At 47.2% G+C, this 19,068-nt stretch carries 16 protein-coding genes; all 16 read right to left on the bottom strand.

Features of this window, described 5'->3' with window-relative positions; all coding sequences use genetic code 11:
- Positions 1-160 precede the first annotated feature (160 nt).
- Positions 161-1,798 carry an ABC transporter substrate-binding protein gene (locus tag ACDJ58_RS31115; protein ID WP_413374485.1) on the bottom strand — a complete coding sequence of 546 codons (1,638 nt, stop codon included), beginning with the start codon at positions 1,796-1,798 and terminating at the stop codon, positions 161-163.
- Positions 1,799-1,926: 128 nt separating this feature from the next.
- The gene (locus ACDJ58_RS31110; protein ID WP_413374484.1) at positions 1,927-2,835 is read right to left on the bottom strand and encodes a carbohydrate ABC transporter permease; all 909 of its coding nucleotides are present in this window, start codon (positions 2,833-2,835) and stop codon (positions 1,927-1,929) included.
- A gap of 15 nt (positions 2,836-2,850) precedes the next feature.
- A complete protein-coding gene (locus tag ACDJ58_RS31105; protein WP_024629462.1) occupies positions 2,851-3,831 on the bottom strand; it encodes an ABC transporter permease in 981 nt (326 codons plus the stop codon).
- A gap of 314 nt (positions 3,832-4,145) precedes the next feature.
- Positions 4,146-5,558, bottom strand: a complete 1,413-nt coding sequence (locus ACDJ58_RS31100; RefSeq protein ID WP_413374483.1) for an alpha-L-fucosidase — start codon at positions 5,556-5,558, stop codon at positions 4,146-4,148.
- Positions 5,559-5,923: 365 nt separating this feature from the next.
- Entirely contained in the window at positions 5,924-6,982 is a 1,059-nt protein-coding gene (locus ACDJ58_RS31095; RefSeq protein ID WP_413374482.1) for a Gfo/Idh/MocA family protein, read from the bottom strand.
- Between the two features lie 261 nt (positions 6,983-7,243).
- Complete coding sequence (locus ACDJ58_RS31090; RefSeq protein ID WP_413374481.1) at positions 7,244-8,110, bottom strand: sugar phosphate isomerase/epimerase family protein; 867 nt, start codon at positions 8,108-8,110, stop codon at positions 7,244-7,246.
- A 142-nt stretch (positions 8,111-8,252) separates the two neighbouring features.
- Positions 8,253-9,674, bottom strand: coding sequence for an alpha-L-fucosidase (locus ACDJ58_RS31085; RefSeq protein ID WP_413374480.1), 1,422 nt, complete (start codon positions 9,672-9,674; stop codon positions 8,253-8,255).
- 137 nt (positions 9,675-9,811) lie between these two features.
- Positions 9,812-9,982 (bottom strand): hypothetical protein, encoded by a 171-nt coding sequence (locus ACDJ58_RS31080; protein WP_413374479.1) that lies wholly within the window; start codon positions 9,980-9,982, stop codon positions 9,812-9,814.
- Between the two features lie 186 nt (positions 9,983-10,168).
- Positions 10,169-10,357 carry a hypothetical protein gene (locus ACDJ58_RS31075; RefSeq protein ID WP_024629467.1) on the bottom strand — a complete coding sequence of 63 codons (189 nt, stop codon included), beginning with the start codon at positions 10,355-10,357 and terminating at the stop codon, positions 10,169-10,171.
- 101 nt (positions 10,358-10,458) lie between these two features.
- Positions 10,459-13,245: a glycoside hydrolase family 3 C-terminal domain-containing protein gene (locus ACDJ58_RS31070; RefSeq protein ID WP_413374478.1), complete on the bottom strand. Its 2,787-nt coding sequence runs from the start codon at positions 13,243-13,245 to the stop codon at positions 10,459-10,461.
- Between the two features lie 222 nt (positions 13,246-13,467).
- Entirely contained in the window at positions 13,468-14,556 is a 1,089-nt protein-coding gene (locus ACDJ58_RS31065; protein WP_413374477.1) for a low temperature requirement protein A, read from the bottom strand.
- 58 nt (positions 14,557-14,614) lie between these two features.
- Entirely contained in the window at positions 14,615-15,577 is a 963-nt protein-coding gene (locus tag ACDJ58_RS31060; RefSeq protein WP_413379901.1) for a ring-cleaving dioxygenase, read from the bottom strand.
- Positions 15,578-15,707: 130 nt separating this feature from the next.
- Positions 15,708-15,935 carry a DUF896 domain-containing protein gene (locus ACDJ58_RS31055; protein WP_063566529.1) on the bottom strand — a complete coding sequence of 76 codons (228 nt, stop codon included), beginning with the start codon at positions 15,933-15,935 and terminating at the stop codon, positions 15,708-15,710.
- Between the two features lie 200 nt (positions 15,936-16,135).
- Positions 16,136-17,158 carry an SPFH domain-containing protein gene (locus ACDJ58_RS31050; RefSeq protein ID WP_413374476.1) on the bottom strand — a complete coding sequence of 341 codons (1,023 nt, stop codon included), beginning with the start codon at positions 17,156-17,158 and terminating at the stop codon, positions 16,136-16,138.
- 65 nt (positions 17,159-17,223) lie between these two features.
- Positions 17,224-18,021: a TPM domain-containing protein gene (locus ACDJ58_RS31045; RefSeq protein ID WP_413379899.1), complete on the bottom strand. Its 798-nt coding sequence runs from the start codon at positions 18,019-18,021 to the stop codon at positions 17,224-17,226.
- 2 nt (positions 18,022-18,023) lie between these two features.
- Positions 18,024-19,055, bottom strand: a complete 1,032-nt coding sequence (locus ACDJ58_RS31040) for a TFIIB-type zinc ribbon-containing protein (protein WP_413374475.1) — start codon at positions 19,053-19,055, stop codon at positions 18,024-18,026.
- Between the last annotated feature and the right edge of the window lie 13 nt (positions 19,056-19,068).

Here is a 19,068-nt window from a genome sequence, read left to right as displayed (position 1 = left end):
CACTGTTTATACGCATGACGACAACTACGCTAATCTGGTCGCTAATTTTCCATAAATATTCAGTAAATTATATCGGATGAAGTGGGGTTGTCAAAAGGAGAAGACCATCCCGATTCCTGTGTTGACATCGGGACAGCCTCATTCATGAATCCATCAACCTTTATTGATTCTTCTCAATCGCACGCTGGTAAATCTCAAGGTAATTGCTGAGTCCCAGACCATCAAAACCTTTTACGTACGCGTCCCATTCCTTATCGATGCTCTTGCTGCCGATAATGAATTGAGCCATATTGGTCATCACGTAATCCTTGACGGCCGTCGTGAGCTGCGCAGCGGTTTCTGTATCTTCAGGACGGATAAATACGTTCGCAGGATAGACTTCTTTTGGCGCATAAGGTTCATATACATTGGTTGCTTGCGCCAGACGTGTACCATAACCCTCCGCTTCAAGTGGATTCTGACCTTCTGCAAACAAATTGCGGAACGTATTGGACAAGTCATGTGCTCCGATCTGTGACCAACTCTCGTTGACTACAACATTCGGGTCACGCTCAGGCAGGTTATAGTAGCTGTATTTGGCAGGCTCGCCATTAATGTTTTTCTCATCGGCATCCGCCTTCTTCCAGCCTTTACCTTCGGTAGGTCCGTACTCTGCATACAAGGCACCTTCTTCACTGAACATGTAATCTACAATTTTGATCGCCGCGATCTGCTGTGCTTCGGTCGCTTTATTGGTGATGGCAAACTCAAACTCACCTACGCTTTGCGTAGCGCCTGTCGTCTGAACGCCATCCGGTCCTTTCAGCGGAGGCACGATATCCCAGTGCTGGTGGCGGGTGATATCTTTGTCATACGTATTCACGAGGTAGCTGACAAGTGCTGTCGTAATGGAGCCAACCACTTCATCGCCTTCCTTGTTGCCCAGCTGCCCAATCGCCTGATCGTTCTGCGTGAAGGAAGCCGGATCAATCAGGCCCTCTGCATACAGCTTGTGCATGTACTCCAGCCCTTTTTCCCACTCTTCCTTATTCGCTGCAAAATCAACCTTGCCATCATTCACAATCAGATATTTATCGTTGTCATTATAGATAAAGCTGTTCATCAAATAGGCATCGATGTTGCCGTTCCACACGTACTTGTTGGGTGCACCCGTAAGTGGAATCTCATCGGCTTTGCCGTTGCCATTCGGGTCCTGTTCCTTGAACGCCTTCAGAACCGTGTAGAGTTCATCGGTCGTGGTAGGCATTTTGAGACCCAGATTGTCCAGCCACTCGGTGTTAATCCAGTATTTCTGAGCATACGTACAGTGGTAACATTCATTGAAAATCGGCAGTGCGTAGATGTTGCCATCCGGCGCAGTCACCGCTTCTTTGAAGTACGGCTTCTCCTCCATAATCTTGGACAGATTCGGACCGTACTGCTTGATCAGATCCTGCAACGGCAGGAACACGCCCTGTTTTCCATACGTCTGAAGGTCTGAGGTGGTGAACTTGCCATGGAGGAACACTTCAGGATAATCCCCACTCGCCAGCAGCAACTGTCTGCGGTCTTGAAGGGCGTCCGTCGGGGCCAGATCCCATTTCAGGGCAACATCGAACTTGTCTTCGATAAATTTGGTGAACTCATTTTCTTCCATGGACGCTTTACCTTGTGGGGCAAAGAAGGTCATCGTTACCGGGCCACCGCTCTCCCCGCTACCGTCGCTCCCTGTACCCGCATCCTCGGATGAACCACATGCGGACAACAAAGCCATCGAAGCAAAGACCAGAAACAACATCGAAATCCAAGATTTTTTCAATCTGACTCCTCCTTTTTGTTGAAAACGGCATAACATTCTGGTTACGTACTCGTGTTAAACCTTATCCCGGAAGCCGGAGTGTTCCCCCACCTCCTTTCAAGTGGCGTAACAGGCGCATATTACAAAGATCATCCTTTGAGCGAGCCAACCATAACCCCTTTAACAAAATGCTTCTGCACAAACGGGTACATGATGAGAATAGGAATGCTGGCAACTACGATCAGTGCGTATTTCAGGACCTGCTCGAACCCCTGATCTCTTAGCTGCTGGCTCGTATTGGCCAACATTGCTGGGTCTGCGGCGTTTAGAATTAGCAGATTGCGCAGCACATATTGGAGTGGGAACAACTTCTCGGAACGAAGATAGATCAGGGCATCAAAGTACGCATTCCAGTGCCCCACCGCATACATCAGGGTCATGACCGCCAGAATCGGCTTCGATAATGGAAGAACCACACTGATCAAATACCGGATATCCCGACATCCGTCCATTTCCGCCGCCTCCCCCAGCTCTTCCGGGATGGAAGACTGGAAGAAGGTTCTCGCTACAATAACCTGGAACACTGCGAGCGCCCCTGGCAGCCACATCGCCCAGCGTGTATCCAGTAGATGAAGGTCTTTCATCAAGAGATAGGTTGGAATCAGACCGCCATCAAAGAACATCGTGATCATCATGAAAATAATGATGGCTCCCCGTCCGTAAAACGACTTGCGCGATAACGGATACGCGAGCATAACCGTAAGCGCCACATTGATAAATGTGCCTACAACGGTATAGATGATCGTGTTGTAGAAACCGAGCATGAGCTGCTGGCTTTTGAAAATGGAGATATAGGCCTTGATGTTAAAGTCTACCGGGAACAGCCACACCTGACCGGATGTAACGGCACGCGAGGAGCTGAACGAAGAACTGATGATATACAAAAGCGGGTAAAACACCGTTAGAAGTATGGCGAACAGAAAGATATAGTTGAATGTCATGAAGATACGGTCACCGAGCGGGTCCTTGATCCGGTTACGATTAATCAGGTTGAACATGGATGAGCTCCTCCTTTACCACAAGCTGTTCTGGGATACTTTGCGGGAAATGCCGTTGACGATAACCAGCAGGATCAGGTTGATAACGGAGTTGAACAATCCTACCGCCGAGGAGAAGCTGAAGTTGGCCCCGATCAGACCCACCTTGTACACATACGTGGAGATGACTTCCGAAGCGCTCGTGTTAAGCGGATTCTGCATTAGATATATTTTTTCAAAGCCCACGCCCATAATGCTGCCCAAGCTCAGAATCAGCATGATGACGGTAACCGGCACGAGCGTTGGCAGATCGATATGCCAAATTTTCCGAAGCCTTGAAGCGCCGTCCATCTTCGCTGCCTCATAGAGGGATGGATCAACGCCAGCGAGAGCCGCGATATAAATGATTGATGAATAGCCCATGCCCTGCCATACACCCGACCACACATAGATGGATTTGAAGTATTCGGGAATGCCCATAAAGTTGGTCATCGGGAAACCCAAGAAGGTAAATAGCTTGTCTACAACACCCACATGCGGTGACAGCATCAGAATGATAATGGATACCATGACGACTGTGGAGATAAAATGCGGAGCATACGTGACCATTTGGACGGTCTTTTTAAAGTAACCTGTTCGGATTTCATTCAGCGCGAGCGCCAGCAGGATCGGAATGGGAAATCCGGCGAGTAACGAGTAGAAACTGATACCAATCGTATTTTTGATCAGCAGCCAGAAGTTCGGGGATTCAAAAAAGGCTTCAAAGTGTTTCAGCCCAACCCATGGGCTGCCCCAGATTCCTTTGACAACACTGAAGTCTTTGAAGGCAATCTGTACACCTACCATTGGAATGTACTTGAAGATCAACAGATACAATACGGGAGGAAGCACCAGCAGATAGAGCTCCCAATGTTTCTTGAGGCTTCTGATAAATGGATGCTGTCGCTTGGGTTCTGCGTAATTCCTTCCTTGCTGGAGCTCCACCGGTGCAGGTATGCTTTCCGTAGCTCGACTCATTTGCGTCACTCCTTCTACACCTTGAGTGTAATAATACATTACATTTACATCCCTTATACATCCTTTTCTTTGACTCATTTTCCTGTGTTAGCACCATCCGTGTGAAGAATAATGTCAGGTAACGCTTTCTTAAATCGATAGTACCTTGAGCGGTGTTCTTTTATCAATTTGCAATTTTCTCCCACCTCTCCTTATTCCCAAAACCCTTGCCGGACAAGGGGAAATCGACCTTTAGTACATGTATATTGCAAAAATCACCAACCAAAAAAAATCCCGAAGGACTGTAAAAGCCCCCCGGGATTTGAAGTGTAGCTTTATTGGTTTGTGAACAATCTGAACGTCAGCGTGATAGGTGCTACTTCCGTAACTGCCTCTTGCGGCAACTCTACAACAAGTCCATCTTCCGTCCGTTGGAATGACAGCACATCATCTGTGCCGAAGAGTTCAATTCGCTCCACCTTATCCACATATGGAATGACTACCTGTGATTGCACTGCTTCGTTCTCGCTTCTGTACAGACGGAAGGCATACGATACGTTGAGATCTTCCTTACGTGTAAAGGCCCACTCCCCTGTGAAGTATGGTCCGCAAATTCGCGTGCCATAGATGCCCTCCCCGTGAGTACTGATCCATTCTCCGAGGGCTTTTATGCTTCGCACTGCCCCTTTTGGAAGACGCCCGTCCGGTTGTGGCCCCACATTCAGCGCAAGGTTACCACCTTTGGATACTACCTCAAGCAGAATATGCGCCAGCTGTCTTGCTGACTTATACTGATCATCATATCCAAACGCAAAGGAATTGCCCACCGTGATACAGCTCTCCCAAGGAATATTCATTGGATGCTCAGGGATGGTCTGTTCTGGAGTTACGATATTCTCATACGGTCCGCCTACTGTGCGATCTGCTGCGAGGAGCCACGGCTGAGTTGTCTGACGTGCCCGCTCCACCACTTCGCCCAATCGGATATCCTGACCGTGACGGCCTTCACGTACCCAGCCTGCATCCAGCCACAGACATTCGATTCGTCCATAGTTGGTCAGCAGTTCCATGATCTGCTCATGCGTGAACTCCACAAATTTCTCCCACAGCCATGGATACGCTTTCGGATCATAGGATGGTCCACGCCACATATGGCTTCCCCGCTCCATGCCAGGTGTCCAGTAATATGGCGTATGCCAGTCCGCTTTGGAGAAGTAAGCTGAGATCCCAAGCCCCTTGGCACGAAAAGCGTCAAAAAGCGCCCGGCAAATGTCCGCATACTTATGGGTATGAAAAGGAGTATCCTTGCCCGTGATGCGATAATCGGTTGTATGTGTATCCCACATGCAGAAACCATCATGATGTTTGGTGGTGAACAGGAAATATTTGAACCCGTTATCAGCGGCCATCTGTGCCCATTCCTCAGGTTGAAAACGAATCGGATTGAAGGTTTTGTTGAGATCAAAGTATTCTTGCTTGAAATGCTCCATGTCGTCAGTCCAGTCGATATCATTGCGCGACCAATCGCCATCCTCGTCACTTAGCGCCCAGGACTCCACGAGTCCAAGTTGGGAATAGGGACCCCAATGCATCATCAGCCCCAGCTTCTGATCCTTGAACCACTCCAGACGTTCATTCAGCAACGGATCTTCAGGCTTCACCCATTCCTCTTCTTTGCTAAAGTTGTGCACCCCAGCTTCGACGACCTGTTCTTCCTGTTCCAGCACCGTATCTTTGGTTTCGCTCATCCCGTTCATCTCCTTTGGATTGGATATAAGATAAACTACACAAGTTAAGCTCTGTCACTCCAATTGCAGTACCATCTTCCGATCGCTGTTATCCCCGGATTTCTTTGATTTCACTTTATAATTGGTCGAAATCCGGGGATAAAGGCGAGCGCTTCGCTTCTTCAGATTGGTTCTGCACTCTCCGTTTTGGCTTAAACGTTCAGTTTCAACTTATAAAGACCTATAAGCCCAGTCATTTCGATTGCAGTGCATTCTTCAGATTGGTTCTAACTCCGTTTTGGCGAAATGTTTGGTTCAACAAGTATAGACTTGTTAGACCTCACTACTTCGAGTGGCGTTGCCATTTTCGGATCGCAACACTATATCTACAGTGAAATTTCGCGTCCTTCTCGTGCGGACTCGTAGATGGCACAAAGGATTTTCATGATTTCAACGCCATCCTCAACGGGGCTTAGCGTCTCTTTGCGCCCTTGGGTACTGTCGATAAAATGATTGACTTCATTACGGAAAGAACCTGCGAAATCAAGGGATTTGAAATCCACCTGTGGCGTCATGTTCAAAATCGTATCGAATTTCTCACCAATCAGTGAAATTTCCGGTTCCAGTTCGGCTCCACCTTTATCGCCATAGAGTCTGACCGAGGTTTCATCCTGCTTCGCGTGCAGTGTGAAACTCACATCCACCAGCAGGCTTGCCCCGTTCTCGAAACGAATCAACGCATTGGCCATATCCTCCACGGTGTTTTTGTTCGCATCATAATCCGCAGCCTGGTAGAACGACAAATTACGGATATTGGCACGGTTACCCAAACGATTGGAGACATTTGCAGAGACGGTTTTCACCTTTGGTTTGCCCATCAGGTACCAGGAAATATCAATAATGTGCACGCCGATATCGATCAATGGACCTCCACCAGAGCGCTCCACATCTGCAAACCATCCGCCCGGATTGCCCAGACGCCGCAGACAGGATGCCTTGGCATAATAGATCTCTCCGAGCTCGCCTTCATCAATGAACTTCTTCAGAATCTGCGCATTGTCGCTATAACGGCGTACAAAGCCAACTTGAAGCAGCTTTCCACTGCGGTGAACAGCCTTCTCTACCTCTAACGCATCTTCTACCGTCTGACAGAGCGGCTTCTCGCAAAGTACATTTTTACCCGCATCCAGAGCAGCAATACTGATCTCGGCATGTGTATCATTCCAGGTACAGATGCTGACCGAATGAATTTCGGGCAGTGCCAGAAGCTCCTTATAATCCGTGAATACATGGGTGGCGTTATATTTTTTCGCCGTTTCCTTGGCACGTGCTTCATTCAGGTCGCATATGGCGTATATTTCAACTTCGGGATTACTGTCATACGCTTGTAAATGAAAATCGGAAATTGATCCTGCACCGATAACGGCAATTTTAAGTTTGGACATGGATTTTCCCTCCATAATCTGTTGAATGATGGTCATATCAGTTGATTCAAAACATATGATAATCGGCTTAACGTAACTACGGTGAATGTTTGGACTTTCGGCCGCTGTTGTCTACAGATTTCTTGTATCAACCGCTCTCAGCAGTTGAAATCCGCAGACAAGGGCGGGCGCTACTGCTCCTACAGTTCCAAACTTCCCCTCTGTTACTTCAGCCTTACATATAAAAATTGATTCCACTTATATAGTAGTGCAGTAGCCTGCTTAAGCTTCCTCCCAGAAGCGGCGGACGTTATCCATCGCGATTCGGGATGCTGTTTTGCAATTTTCCATACCTTCGAATTCTACAGAGATATATCCGTCATAACCGGATTGCTTCAACACACGGAATACTTCCGGCATGTCGATATCTCCGTGACCCACAATCGCTCCACGCAGGTAATTGCCGTGTGCGGTCTGGAACCAGCCCTCTCCGGGATTACGGTAAGAAGGTCTCCGATAGAAATCTTTGGCGTGCACCATGGATGCATAAGGAATGTTGTTTTTCACAGCGCTAACCGGGTCTTCATCCACACACAGGAAATTGCCGATATCCAGCGTTGTCTTGAAGTTTTCTCGTGCCGTCTCATGCACCAACCGCCGGACACGCTCACTGGACTGCACATAGTAACCATGATTCTCCACACTTGTGATAATGCCGTGACTCGCTGCGTAATCGGCAATTCGCTGACAGGCCTTCACCAGAACAGGCAGGTCCGCCTCAAACTGGGCAACAGTGCCTTCCTGTGCAGGACGAAACGCGACATCATGGCGCATTCTCGTAACGCCAAGTGCGGCAGCGACATCTACATGCTTCAAGACAGCAGCAATCTCATTTTCAAGTGCATCCGGGCCTTCTCCTGTAACGAAGTTGGCACCTATTGCGTAATTGGAAATATCAATTCCCACGTCTTGTGCAGCCTCTCGGATCTGGTCAATAAATTCCGGTTGGTCGATCAGGCTGTACCCGATCGGAACAATCTCCACATGTTCTCCGCCCTGCTCGGCGATGTAACGGATGGCGTCGGGTACAGTCAATTCTTTGGCATCCAGTGCCTGTTGCAGACTGTATGTGCTGAGTCCTACTTTCATATCCTCTCATCCTCTCCTGCTGGTGTGTAGCTCTACCTTACGTATACCTTTTTCCATAAGATCATACAATTGCCAATAATCGTTTGCTACTCTATTTTCCATGGGATGAATCCAAAATCGGCTTATCTACAAATGTTACGGCTCAATCGCCAGCTTCATGCACCTCTTGTTTGCTCAGATATACACCCAGCCAGGACAACGTTGGATACCATCTGGATTCATGAATGGTCAGACGAATGGTTTTGGCGGTAAAAGGTTCGAAACTACAGATTCGTTTGTGACCAACAATCGTGCCGCGATACAGCTCATGCCAATCCCCACTCTCTCCCTTTGCCTCCAGCGTAAAGCGTTCAATTCGTTGACCTGAACGGATATGCTCCATGAGAACGACTCGGTCGAACCGCTTTTCCTCCGGCAGCTCCACCTCCAGCCAAGCCAGTTCAGTTCTTTCAGATGGGCACCAGAACGTATCCGATTCCTCAAGCAATACCTGGGTAGCCACATGTTCATCACCCATGGTATCCGATGCGTGAATTCTCGCCCCAAAAGCCAAACTTTGCCGATAAGTACTGCGCAAAAAGTCCCCGAGCTGCTGCAGCCGCTCAACATCCTGTTCGTGAATAAGGCCGCGTCGATCTGGTGGAAGGTTCAGTAGATAATTGGCGTTGCCCCCAACCGCTCCATCATAGATGCCAAGCAGTTCCTCCAGCGATTTGACTTGATCGTCCTCGCTTGCATGATAGAACCACCCCGGACGGATGGACGTGTTCACTTCCGCGGGATACCAGATGAGCTTGCCCTCATGCTGCCGGATCACTTCCCGACTCCCCAAATCGGCATCCTGTGTATTAATTCTGCTGGCAAACTCACCATCATCTAACTGCTGCGATTGCTCCTGGATCTTCTCATTATCTTGCAAGTAGGCAGGTACGACGCTCCATTCCGAAGTCCGGGTATGACCTGCCTCATTGCCGCACCAGCGAACATCCGGTCCACATACCGAGATTACAGCCTCTGGCTGCAACTCCCGGATCAGCGCATAATAGGAATCCCAATCGTAGACCTGCCTTTTCCCATTCGGCCCCTCTCCGCATGCTCCGTCGAACCACACGCAGAAAAGTTCACCATATCGGGTTAACAGCTCACGCAACTGATTTTTGAAAAATTCGTTGTATCGCTCTGAATCTCCGTAGGATGCTTCATGACGGTCCCAAGGAGACAGATAAATACCGAACTTCAATCCGCCCTCCCGGCAGGCATCGGCAACCTCTTTCACCAGATCACCCGCACCATTTCGCCAAGGGCTGGCAGCTACCGAATGATTCGTGTACTGGCTTGGCCATAAGCAAAACCCGTCATGATGCTTGCATGTGAGGATTAATCCGGTCATACCGGCAGACTTGCACGCCTGAACCCATTGCCGGGCACTCAGATGAGAAGGGTTAAAGATATCGGGATCTTCATTCCCCGTTCCCCACTCCTGATCTGTGAACGTATTCATGGTAAAATGAATAAATGCATAGAACTCCATCTCCTGCCATTTCAGCTGACGTTCTGATGGCACGACCTGTGCTGCTGCCTTCACCCAATCGGTTGTATTTACTGGATCCCTCTCCTCTCATGCCGGTTCTCTGTCCGCTTTCCGCCAAATGCCATAAAGGACCGACAGAGCACAGCATCTCCAGCGGTCCTTAATTATGTTCATCTGTCGTTGAAAGTCAGCTGCCTGATTGCAATTCGATCCCTGTTCCACGAAGACTCTACCAATCTCAGCGGAACGATCCACGACCCCTCCTGCTGCCCCCACATCCTGCTCACCACATCAATTGCCTTTTCATGCTTGCCTGCAAACCATGCCGCCATAACCTTCATGAATGGGTCTCCTTTCGGAAAATGATGGGTTAGCCATTGGAGTAATCACATTTGTTATTTTCGTTATTATAAAAATGTTATTGTTTTATTCATAAACAGTCTAAGACGTTATGAATGAAACGTCAATACACAAAAAAGACACCCCTAAGGGTGCCTCTCTCTTGATCAATATCGAATATTATATGTTCATTTTCGCTTTGCCTTTGTCATTCGATTAAACATTATCAGTGCAGCAATCAACATGGCAACAATTGCGATATTACTTGCTGCATCATGCGACATGCCGAACAGAACGCCCAGATTGGTAACCAGGCCTCTGACAATCAGCGCAACCGCAATCAGCAGAATGGGGCTCCAAAAATTATACCTTCTCATCCTTCGCAACACTCCTGACCAGATTGTTCAGAAATTCCGGATCTCATAACACAATCATAACAGTCGTCATGTTCAGTTACAACAGATCAGACGATCCTGCGTTACACTTGTTTGAATTCGATCCAGTCGATCTGCAGACCTGGTTTGGTGAAGTCCAGCTTCAATTCGTACAAGCCTGCTTCCAACTCCACTTTAACAAGCTTCTGTCTGATCCATTTACCTTCAGTACCATTGGTTTGAATGGTCGTCATCAATTGATCATTGAGAATCACATTACATGCACTTTGAGCCAGTTCCGGCTCAGGAGACATGATCTGTACAATAATCCGATATTGACCTGCTTCATCCACTTTCATGTAGACAGGTTCGCCCACAATAGGTTTGACCTGTGCATTATCAGCCAGCACTTGTGCCTGCTCTGAGGAAAGTGAAGCATTCGCTTGGAATGAAGCGACATTCTCTACAATCTCATGTTTTCTGGAGAAGACAGGTGCATTCATGATGAACTCACAAATATTCATAGCCGAGCGCTGAAGTTCGCCACGTGTCAACGTCCCATTTTCCAGAGATTCGATCGTGTTATCATCCCAGCCGTTGATTTCTGCACCATAGTTAGGTACAACCATGTACAGGTCGTTTTGAGCGCGAACCATCCAGTTGGTGTTTTTCCGATCTGCTGGTCCACCTTCAACGCCATCGTTCATAATAGCCCACCAGTCGGTCATCACGATACCTTGGAAGCCCCACTCTCCACGAAGAATGGTCGTGTTCAGATCGTAGTTCGAAGCCGCCCAATGTCCATTAATCGGATTGTAGGAGGTCATGATTGAATTCGCTCCGCCTTCTTTCACGGCAATCTCGAACCCTTTCAGATAGATCTCACGCAATGCGCGTTCAGATACAACGGCATCTACTTTACTGCGATGTTTCTCCTGATTGTTGCAGGCGAAATGTTTCAGCGTAGCATTAGAGCCACCCTTCATGATTCCTTTTGTACATGCAGCAGCAAACACACCGGAAATCAGCGGATCTTCTGAGAAATACTCAAAGTTACGTCCGTTCATCGGACTCCGGCGAATATTTAATCCAGGCCCGAGCAGTGCATCCACCTGATTTCTCAGCAATTCCTGGCCTTCCATCACATACAGCTCTTCGACGAGTTCTGCATTCCATGTTGCTGCCAGCAAAGTTCCAATGGAAACTTGTGTAGCCTTCTCCCCACTATCCATACGAATACCAGATGGGCCATCTGCAGTACATGCAACAGGGATTCCGTAATTAAACAGACTGTCACTCACGCCACCAAATGCGGAAGCTGTACCCGATGTAACGAGTGGGCTGCTCATACCTTCGCCTCTTACGATGGCTGCCAGATCCTGATCACTCAATTGGGCGATAAACGCTTCTAGGCTGACTTTGCCATCCTTCACATCTCTCAGCTTGTAGCCCTGATTGCCGGTTTGCTCCAGCGTTTGTGGCAAGCATTGTTCAATTCGTTCAGCCATGGATACTTGGCGCGTCGGTACATCTGCAAAGATCAGCTCGTAAGATCCATCATCTTTGCGCGCTCCCGGCTTCATTCTCGTAAAGCTTTCAGTCGGTGCCATTGCCTCTTGGAGCTGTTCCACGAGTTGAATCGTTTCTACGACGTACCCATCTTGGCCATCAATGCTGACATGCTCCACATTTTTGACACTGGTTCCCACGTACAAACGATATGTTCCTGCCTCAAGTACATACGCCGATGCATGTCCTGTTACGCCAGCATCATCATAGGAAGCCATGGAATCCACAGGGAAGCTCACGGTCAGACGCTGAGACTCACCCGGCTGAAGCAGATTGGTTTTGCCGAATGCTACCAGAGCTTTTGCAGGTTTCCCTAATTGGCCTTGTGGAGCTTCATAATAGATCTGCACCACTTCTTTACCGGCATAGGTTGTGCCCGTATTGGTTACGGTTACATTCACCTTAATGCTGTTTTCTCCGTCTTGAGAGATCAATTTTGCGTCTTCAGCTTTGGTTGTGAATGTGGTATAGGACAAGCCGTATCCAAATTCAAATTGTACTTTCTCAGGTCGAAACGTTTCGAAATAACGATAGCCTACGTAGATATCTTCTTGATAAAGGTTCTTAAACTCATTCCCGTAATTGCTTGTGGAAGGATAATCTTCAATGGAATACGCAATCGTATCGGTTAATTTACCACTTGGTGTAACATCTCCGGCCAGTACATCGGCGATCGCATTACCACCCTCCATACCGCCATGCCACGAGTAAATGACACTTTGGATCGGATGAACGTAACTTTCATCATTCAACCAGCTCATGTCCATGATGTTCGATACATTCAACACGACGATCGTTTGTTCAAAATGATTCGTGACCTGCTTCAGCATCGCTTTCTCATCTTCCGTCAACCGGTAGCTGCCTGGTGCATCGACGTTATCCTGATCTTCGCCTGCTGTACGTCCAATCACCACGATCGCTTTGCTGGATTTACTTCTGGCTTGGGATACCACTTCGTCCGTTAAAGGCATTTCTTTCTGGTTCCAAGGCTCTGCCGCCCATACTTTTCCACCGTCATCAAACGGGTTTTCCTCAATCCATTTTTCATAGACAGCTGCCAATTCTTCATTAACCGTAAGTCCTTTTTTGCTACGAAGACCATCCAGCAAATTGGTTGTATACGCCACATGAACGCTGCCGCCTGAGCCTGTACCACTGCGATAATAGTTAACTTGAATCCGTCCAAACACTGAAACGTTTTCGTCTTTTCGAATCGGAAGAGCCTGTCCTTCGTTCTTCAAAAGCACTGCGCCTTCAGCGGCAACCGTGCGGCTAAACTCTGCAAACCCTTCCAATGGAACTCCGATTAGATGTGTGCTCAATGATTTCCCTCCTGATTGTCATCTCCATACCCACGAATCACTATGTATATTCGTTAATCTGGTAGATTCACTTGTATCTAGTCTCATATTAACAGATTCTATAGTAGAAAATAAATCAGGTTAAACGTTTTTTCATATAGTGGACATGATTTTACAATTATCTAACTTAAAAAGCCACGAACGTCATTCGTCCGTGACTTTTATACTTGTGCGACCTATGCATTAGGTCGTTAATTTGGCGTAGACAAGGAAGAACACCATGTTCTCTCCTACGATTGCATAATTAGGCACCCGATAGATCAGATCCACAACGATAAACGCGGCCATTATCCCCAGCATAAACACCAAGTGACGCGGACGTAGCCGCAGATGAGCATGTCTGTATCGGTGGAACACCAGCGAGGTGGACAGAAAATACAGCAGAACTGAACCAAATACAAAGGCCAACATGAAACTATAATTGAGTTCATCCAGGTATAACAGTTGAATGGAAGCGGCAATCATGCTCATGGATATATAGATGAACAGATGGCCGTATATGATCGCTTGCCCGGCGGTCTGGATCTCTTTACTGACCTTTTTCTCAACATTATCAAAATACTGCCACCACATCGCAATCACGAATATGGATGTAAACGCCGCGAATAGAACAGATCTTACATCCCAGTGATCCATTTGCAGCACGGCAATGATACTGACGACCGACTCACCGAGCAGGATAAGCGTAAACAGAGCGAAACGTTCCAATAAATGATGGGTGTGTATCGGCACCTTCACCAGATTTTTGCGTCCGATGAGCGGGAGAATGATATCCACCGCAATTCCCACGTACAAAATCGCATATCGCAGCCACGAATCAAAGAACAGGGAACCTGTTGAGATCAATATGCCGATGATGAAGCATACGCCCAGATAACGGGCGGCTTTTTGTCGATGTTCGCTTTTGGAATTATGAATCATAAAATATTGAATGGCTGTAAGTGCCCTCGAACCGATATAACCCGCAAAGAAGGGGAGATAGTATTGATCAAAATCTACCGAGAGGCTCGCCGTCATCACCAGAACGGACAGGAGTTGAAGGATGAGAAAGACTCGATGGATGAAGATATCCTGACCGTAACGGTTAATGAATAGGGTCTGACCGACCCATGCCCACCAGACAGGAATGAAAATCAAAACAAATTTCATCAGATATTCAAACGAAATCACGCCGTGTTCAGCATGCAGCAGGACATGACCCGCTTTGGAGACTGCCGCTACAAAGAGCAAATCATAGAACAGCTCCAGCCAGGTAACCTTTTTCTCCATCATCCTTCAATGCTCCTTTAGTTGAACTTATATCAAAAAGATTACTTGTTCTGGCCCTTCTTTAACGTGCCAGCATAGTATGCGAAGGCTCTAACGTCCGGACTTGAATCGGCTGCAGATTGCCTTCGATTTGGGCACGGTATGGTTCAAACCATTCGGGCAGCATGAGTTTCTGTCCTAGCGACTCCGCAGGCTCATCTTTCGCGAATCCAGGAGGATCGGTAGCAATTTCGAACAGGATTCCCCCCGCTTCTCTGAAATAGATTGCGTTAAAATATTGACGGTCCCGAACTGGGGTTGGTTGATAGCCGTACTGTTGTACAGCTTCTCTCCACTGCTCGTGCTCTGCAAAATCTTTGGCACGCCACGCAATATGGTGGACCGTCCCTGCTCCGCCTGCCCCCAAAGCCATCCGGGTGACAGGAACATCCACGACATTACCGATATCTCCGATAGACCGGAATCGTACATACTCCTCATCTTCATCTACTTTGGTGAATCCGAGTATTTTGTCCAGCGCATCCATCGTTCTCTGCGGATTGACGCTGAACAGCACGGCACCTCCAAATCCTTTGATGGCTTTGTCCGCGGGAATGCCTTCATGCACCCAGGTGCTCGCTGCACCCTCTTCACGTTCAACAAGCTCGAGACGCAAACCCTCGCTGTCTTCGAATTGCAGCAGCTCTTCGTTAAAACGACTTGTTTTGGTTACCTCAATGTTATACTGATCCAGCCGATCTTGCCAGAAGCCAATAGTCCCAGGTGGAATCACATATGAGGTGATGCCGACCTGACCGCCACCAATTTTGCCTCGCGGTGATCCGGCTGATGGGAAGAATGTGATAATGGTACCTGGACTTCCGTTCTCATCCCCAAAGTACAGATGGTAAACGTCTGGTGCATCGAAGTTAATCGTTTTTTTCACAAGACGAAGTCCCAAGACACCAGCATAAAAGTCGACATTGGCCTGCGGATCTCCCGCAAAAGCTGTGATATGGTGAATACCTGCAGTTTGAATTGTCATCATAATTTCCTCCTTGGTTTAACGAACATTTGGAATGGGAATAGTTATTTGTAGATAGCCAGATATGTGCTTTATTTATATTTATGATCATTTATATTATCTTTAAATTAAGATATTAAACCGAGCTGAGTCAGTTATTATTTTGTTGGGCCTGTTCCTGTTTCAATTTATCCGGAGTGACGTCGTCGCCGTTCGGATCATAGATGGTTACATTCAGCAGAATATCATTGATCGAACCACGAAAGGTTTGCAGATATTCCTGACGCAGACGAATTTGTTCCGCTTTCTCCATCTCCGTCAACCCTGCCGCGTTGGCTTTTCTTGAAAGTTCGTTGATTCTGGTCAATGTTGGGATCATCATCTGGATCTCTCCTCGTAAATCGGAATTAAGATATTTGTTTTTCTTGGTTTAGTTTATATTCAAATTAAATATCTTAATTTAAAGATAAATCATTTGTCATGGATTGTCAACCGTTTTCTCCCATTTAAAATAAAATGAAACAAGGGCCTACTCCAAAGTTTGACCTTAGAGTAAGCCCTTTTATATTTAGATATGTGTTAACCCAACTTCTGACCACAGTTTGGACAGAAATTTGCTCCTTCATTCTTTGCGCCACAGTTCGGACAGAAATTTGGCTTTTTATTGTCTCCAGACGAAGAAGATGCGCCTGCATCGCTGTTTTGATTAGCCGCAGGCTTTTGATCCGAATTCTGATTCTGGTTCTGGTTGTTCTGGTTCTGATTCATGTTCTTCATCATTTCATTTGCCATGTTCATGCCCATCATCATGCCCGCCATATCCGAAGCAGCGCCGCCACCCTTAACTTTACCGGATGAGATGCCATCAGTCATGCTGACCTGCTGATACTTTTGCAAATTGCCTATCATTTCATGTGAAGCAGTCTTCGTAATCATATCCTGGATCTCCTGCGGATAATTGAAGCTCATCACCTGGAAACCTGTGATTCCAATCCCAATGTCCATCATCTGCATATCCAGATCTTCCTGAATACCTTTGGCAATATCCGAGGCATTCGCCTGCAGGTTGAACATGTCCTTACCCTCACGGCTAATCCATTTCATTAGCAACTGATCGAGCACAGACGTAATCCGGATTTTGACATCCTCGACCAGATAACTCTGCTTAATACCCGCGATTTTATCGATCAATGTAACATAGTCACTCACTTTAAAATTAAATGTACCATTCGCACGAACTGGCATCCCGCCTGGAAGTTGAGGAGTCGGAATCAATACCGGACTTTGCGTACCCCACCGAACCGTAAACTCCTTCGTATTCACAAACAGCACTTCAACCCGCATGCCACTGTTGAATCCGAACTTGAATCCTTTTAAGGTAGACAGAAACGGAATGATCTCGGAATCGATATTAAACGACCCTTCGTCTTCGAAAATCCCTTCCACCTTGCCGTTATTCAGGAAGATCGCATCCTGTCCCGAACGGATAATCAATTTACTTCCCTTCTTGATCTCACGGTTACTCCACTTCCAGAAAATCATGTCATCTCTGAACTCTTCCCATTCCACCACATTTGAAAATTGATTTTTGAAAAATCCCATACTCGTTCCCATCCCTTCTATAGTAAGCATTTTGCATCATCATAAGCTAAATTGTTATTTTCCTGCTAGAAAGATCCTCTACTACCACTGTGCGAATGGCCGCCTCGGCTGGTACCTCCACCCCCGCCGCCTCCGCCACCATTGTTATTGTTCTTCTCAATTTTGCGTTTGGTTACCGTTGTACGAATATACCGATCCTGACGATCAATTACGCTGGAAGTACTCGAATCCTCGTAGGTCGCCCGGTTGACCGTCACACGTCCGCCAGAACGGTAAGTCATAATCCCAACAACAACGCCTCCGATTAATACAGATACTCCCAATTGGAACCAACCGTTAAATAAAATATTGTTCGGGTTCACACCAGGTTCATACCCCATATATTTGTAGGAAAGCTTAATATATTTCTCAAAAGCCAGCTTGTAATCCCCACTAGATAATTCAGAGGTAATCCTGCTTCGGATTGATTGCAGCCGACCATTGTCCAGATAATCTTCGGCTTTATAAAAGCCAGCCAGATAAATATCCCGATTGTACATATCCAACGTCAGAATGACCGCATTTCCATGCGCTTTGTCATACCCAAGAGCGTGCTCATCATAGAAATCCTCGGTCAGCAGCTGTACATCCTGATTCTCCGTATTATTCGTTGTCAGAATAACGAAGTCTGTTTGCCTCTCCGCCCCATACTCATTCGCCAATGCATTCAGTTCACTTTTCTCCTGCTCGTTCAGCAGATTAGCCTCATCGTAAATCAGGTTTTTGCTGTCTGCTGCTGATACCACTGACATTGGAATCAATGGAGAAACGAGAGTAATCAAAAATAAAATGAGCGTTGCCATCCATGCCAGATGTTTTCTTATCCTCACAGGAATCCACCTCCCATCATCCAGGAGACCAGCTTCAATGACAACAAAGAAACGGCTGAAATTCCTGCGAACCATCCGGCAACTTTAGCTTTGCTAATGGGCGGTTTACCCACCACTTTCCCCGTCTGGCCATTCATGGCAAAGGTATACTGCGCACGATTGTAGTCATAGTAAACCATCCACACCGGAAGCAGCACATAGTCTGCATTTTTTAACGTAGTATCAATCTGTTTGTCCGTGTAGCTGACACTGCTATAGCCTGAAACCGTTGATGCAATATAAGAATCAATATAAGAGCTCGTTTTTTCCTTGGCACGCGGGTATAGTTCCTCATCGGTATAACTATATTTTTCCGCAATATACCCGGCGAGATACGGGGTTTTGAAAAGCTTTAACTGGTTATAAGGAAATGGCTCCAGCTTATCCATCAGTTCATCTTTCATTTTCTCCGAAGCATCAATGGGCAGATTCACATAATTAAGCCGGATTCTCCGGTAAATATCGAAATGCTGTGTTTCCGTGTAATGGTAATCACCCTGCGTGTAGGTTCTGATTTTTGTGCCACGACCATGAACTTCAATTTTGTTATGTAACTCATATAACCAGAAGGGCACGTAAATCCCGGTAATGCTCTTGACCCGGTCAGCCGTCATGAATCCGCTAGGTGTCAGCAAGCCATTTCTGCACCACTTTTTGAACGCCTGCTTGGCCTCATCCTTACTGATTGAAAAGGGAATAACCATGGCCGGTGCCAGATCTCCCGTCAGTCGATCACTCAGAACAACGGCAGCTCCACAGAAGCTGCATGTCGTTGCACTTGTCTCCGGCTCAGTCACAATATCCGCGCCGCAGCTGTTACAGTGATACTCCTTGACCTCATTCTCCGTGAACACCTGTTTCTTCAGCGGATCGGGGATCTGTTCGATATTATCCTGTCGTCCGCAGCTGGGGCAGGATAACGCTCCAGTTGCGCTATCAAAAAGCATTCCACTGCCGCAGTTAGGACACTTGTACTCGATTACCGGCATTTGCTCACCTCAA

It is taken from the genome of Paenibacillus taichungensis, assembly GCF_047302525.1.
Classification (GTDB): Bacteria; Bacillota; Bacilli; order Paenibacillales; family Paenibacillaceae; genus Paenibacillus; species Paenibacillus taichungensis_B.
The sequence above is the reverse complement of the archived record's forward strand: the minus strand, read 5'-3'. Positions and strand labels throughout refer to the sequence as shown.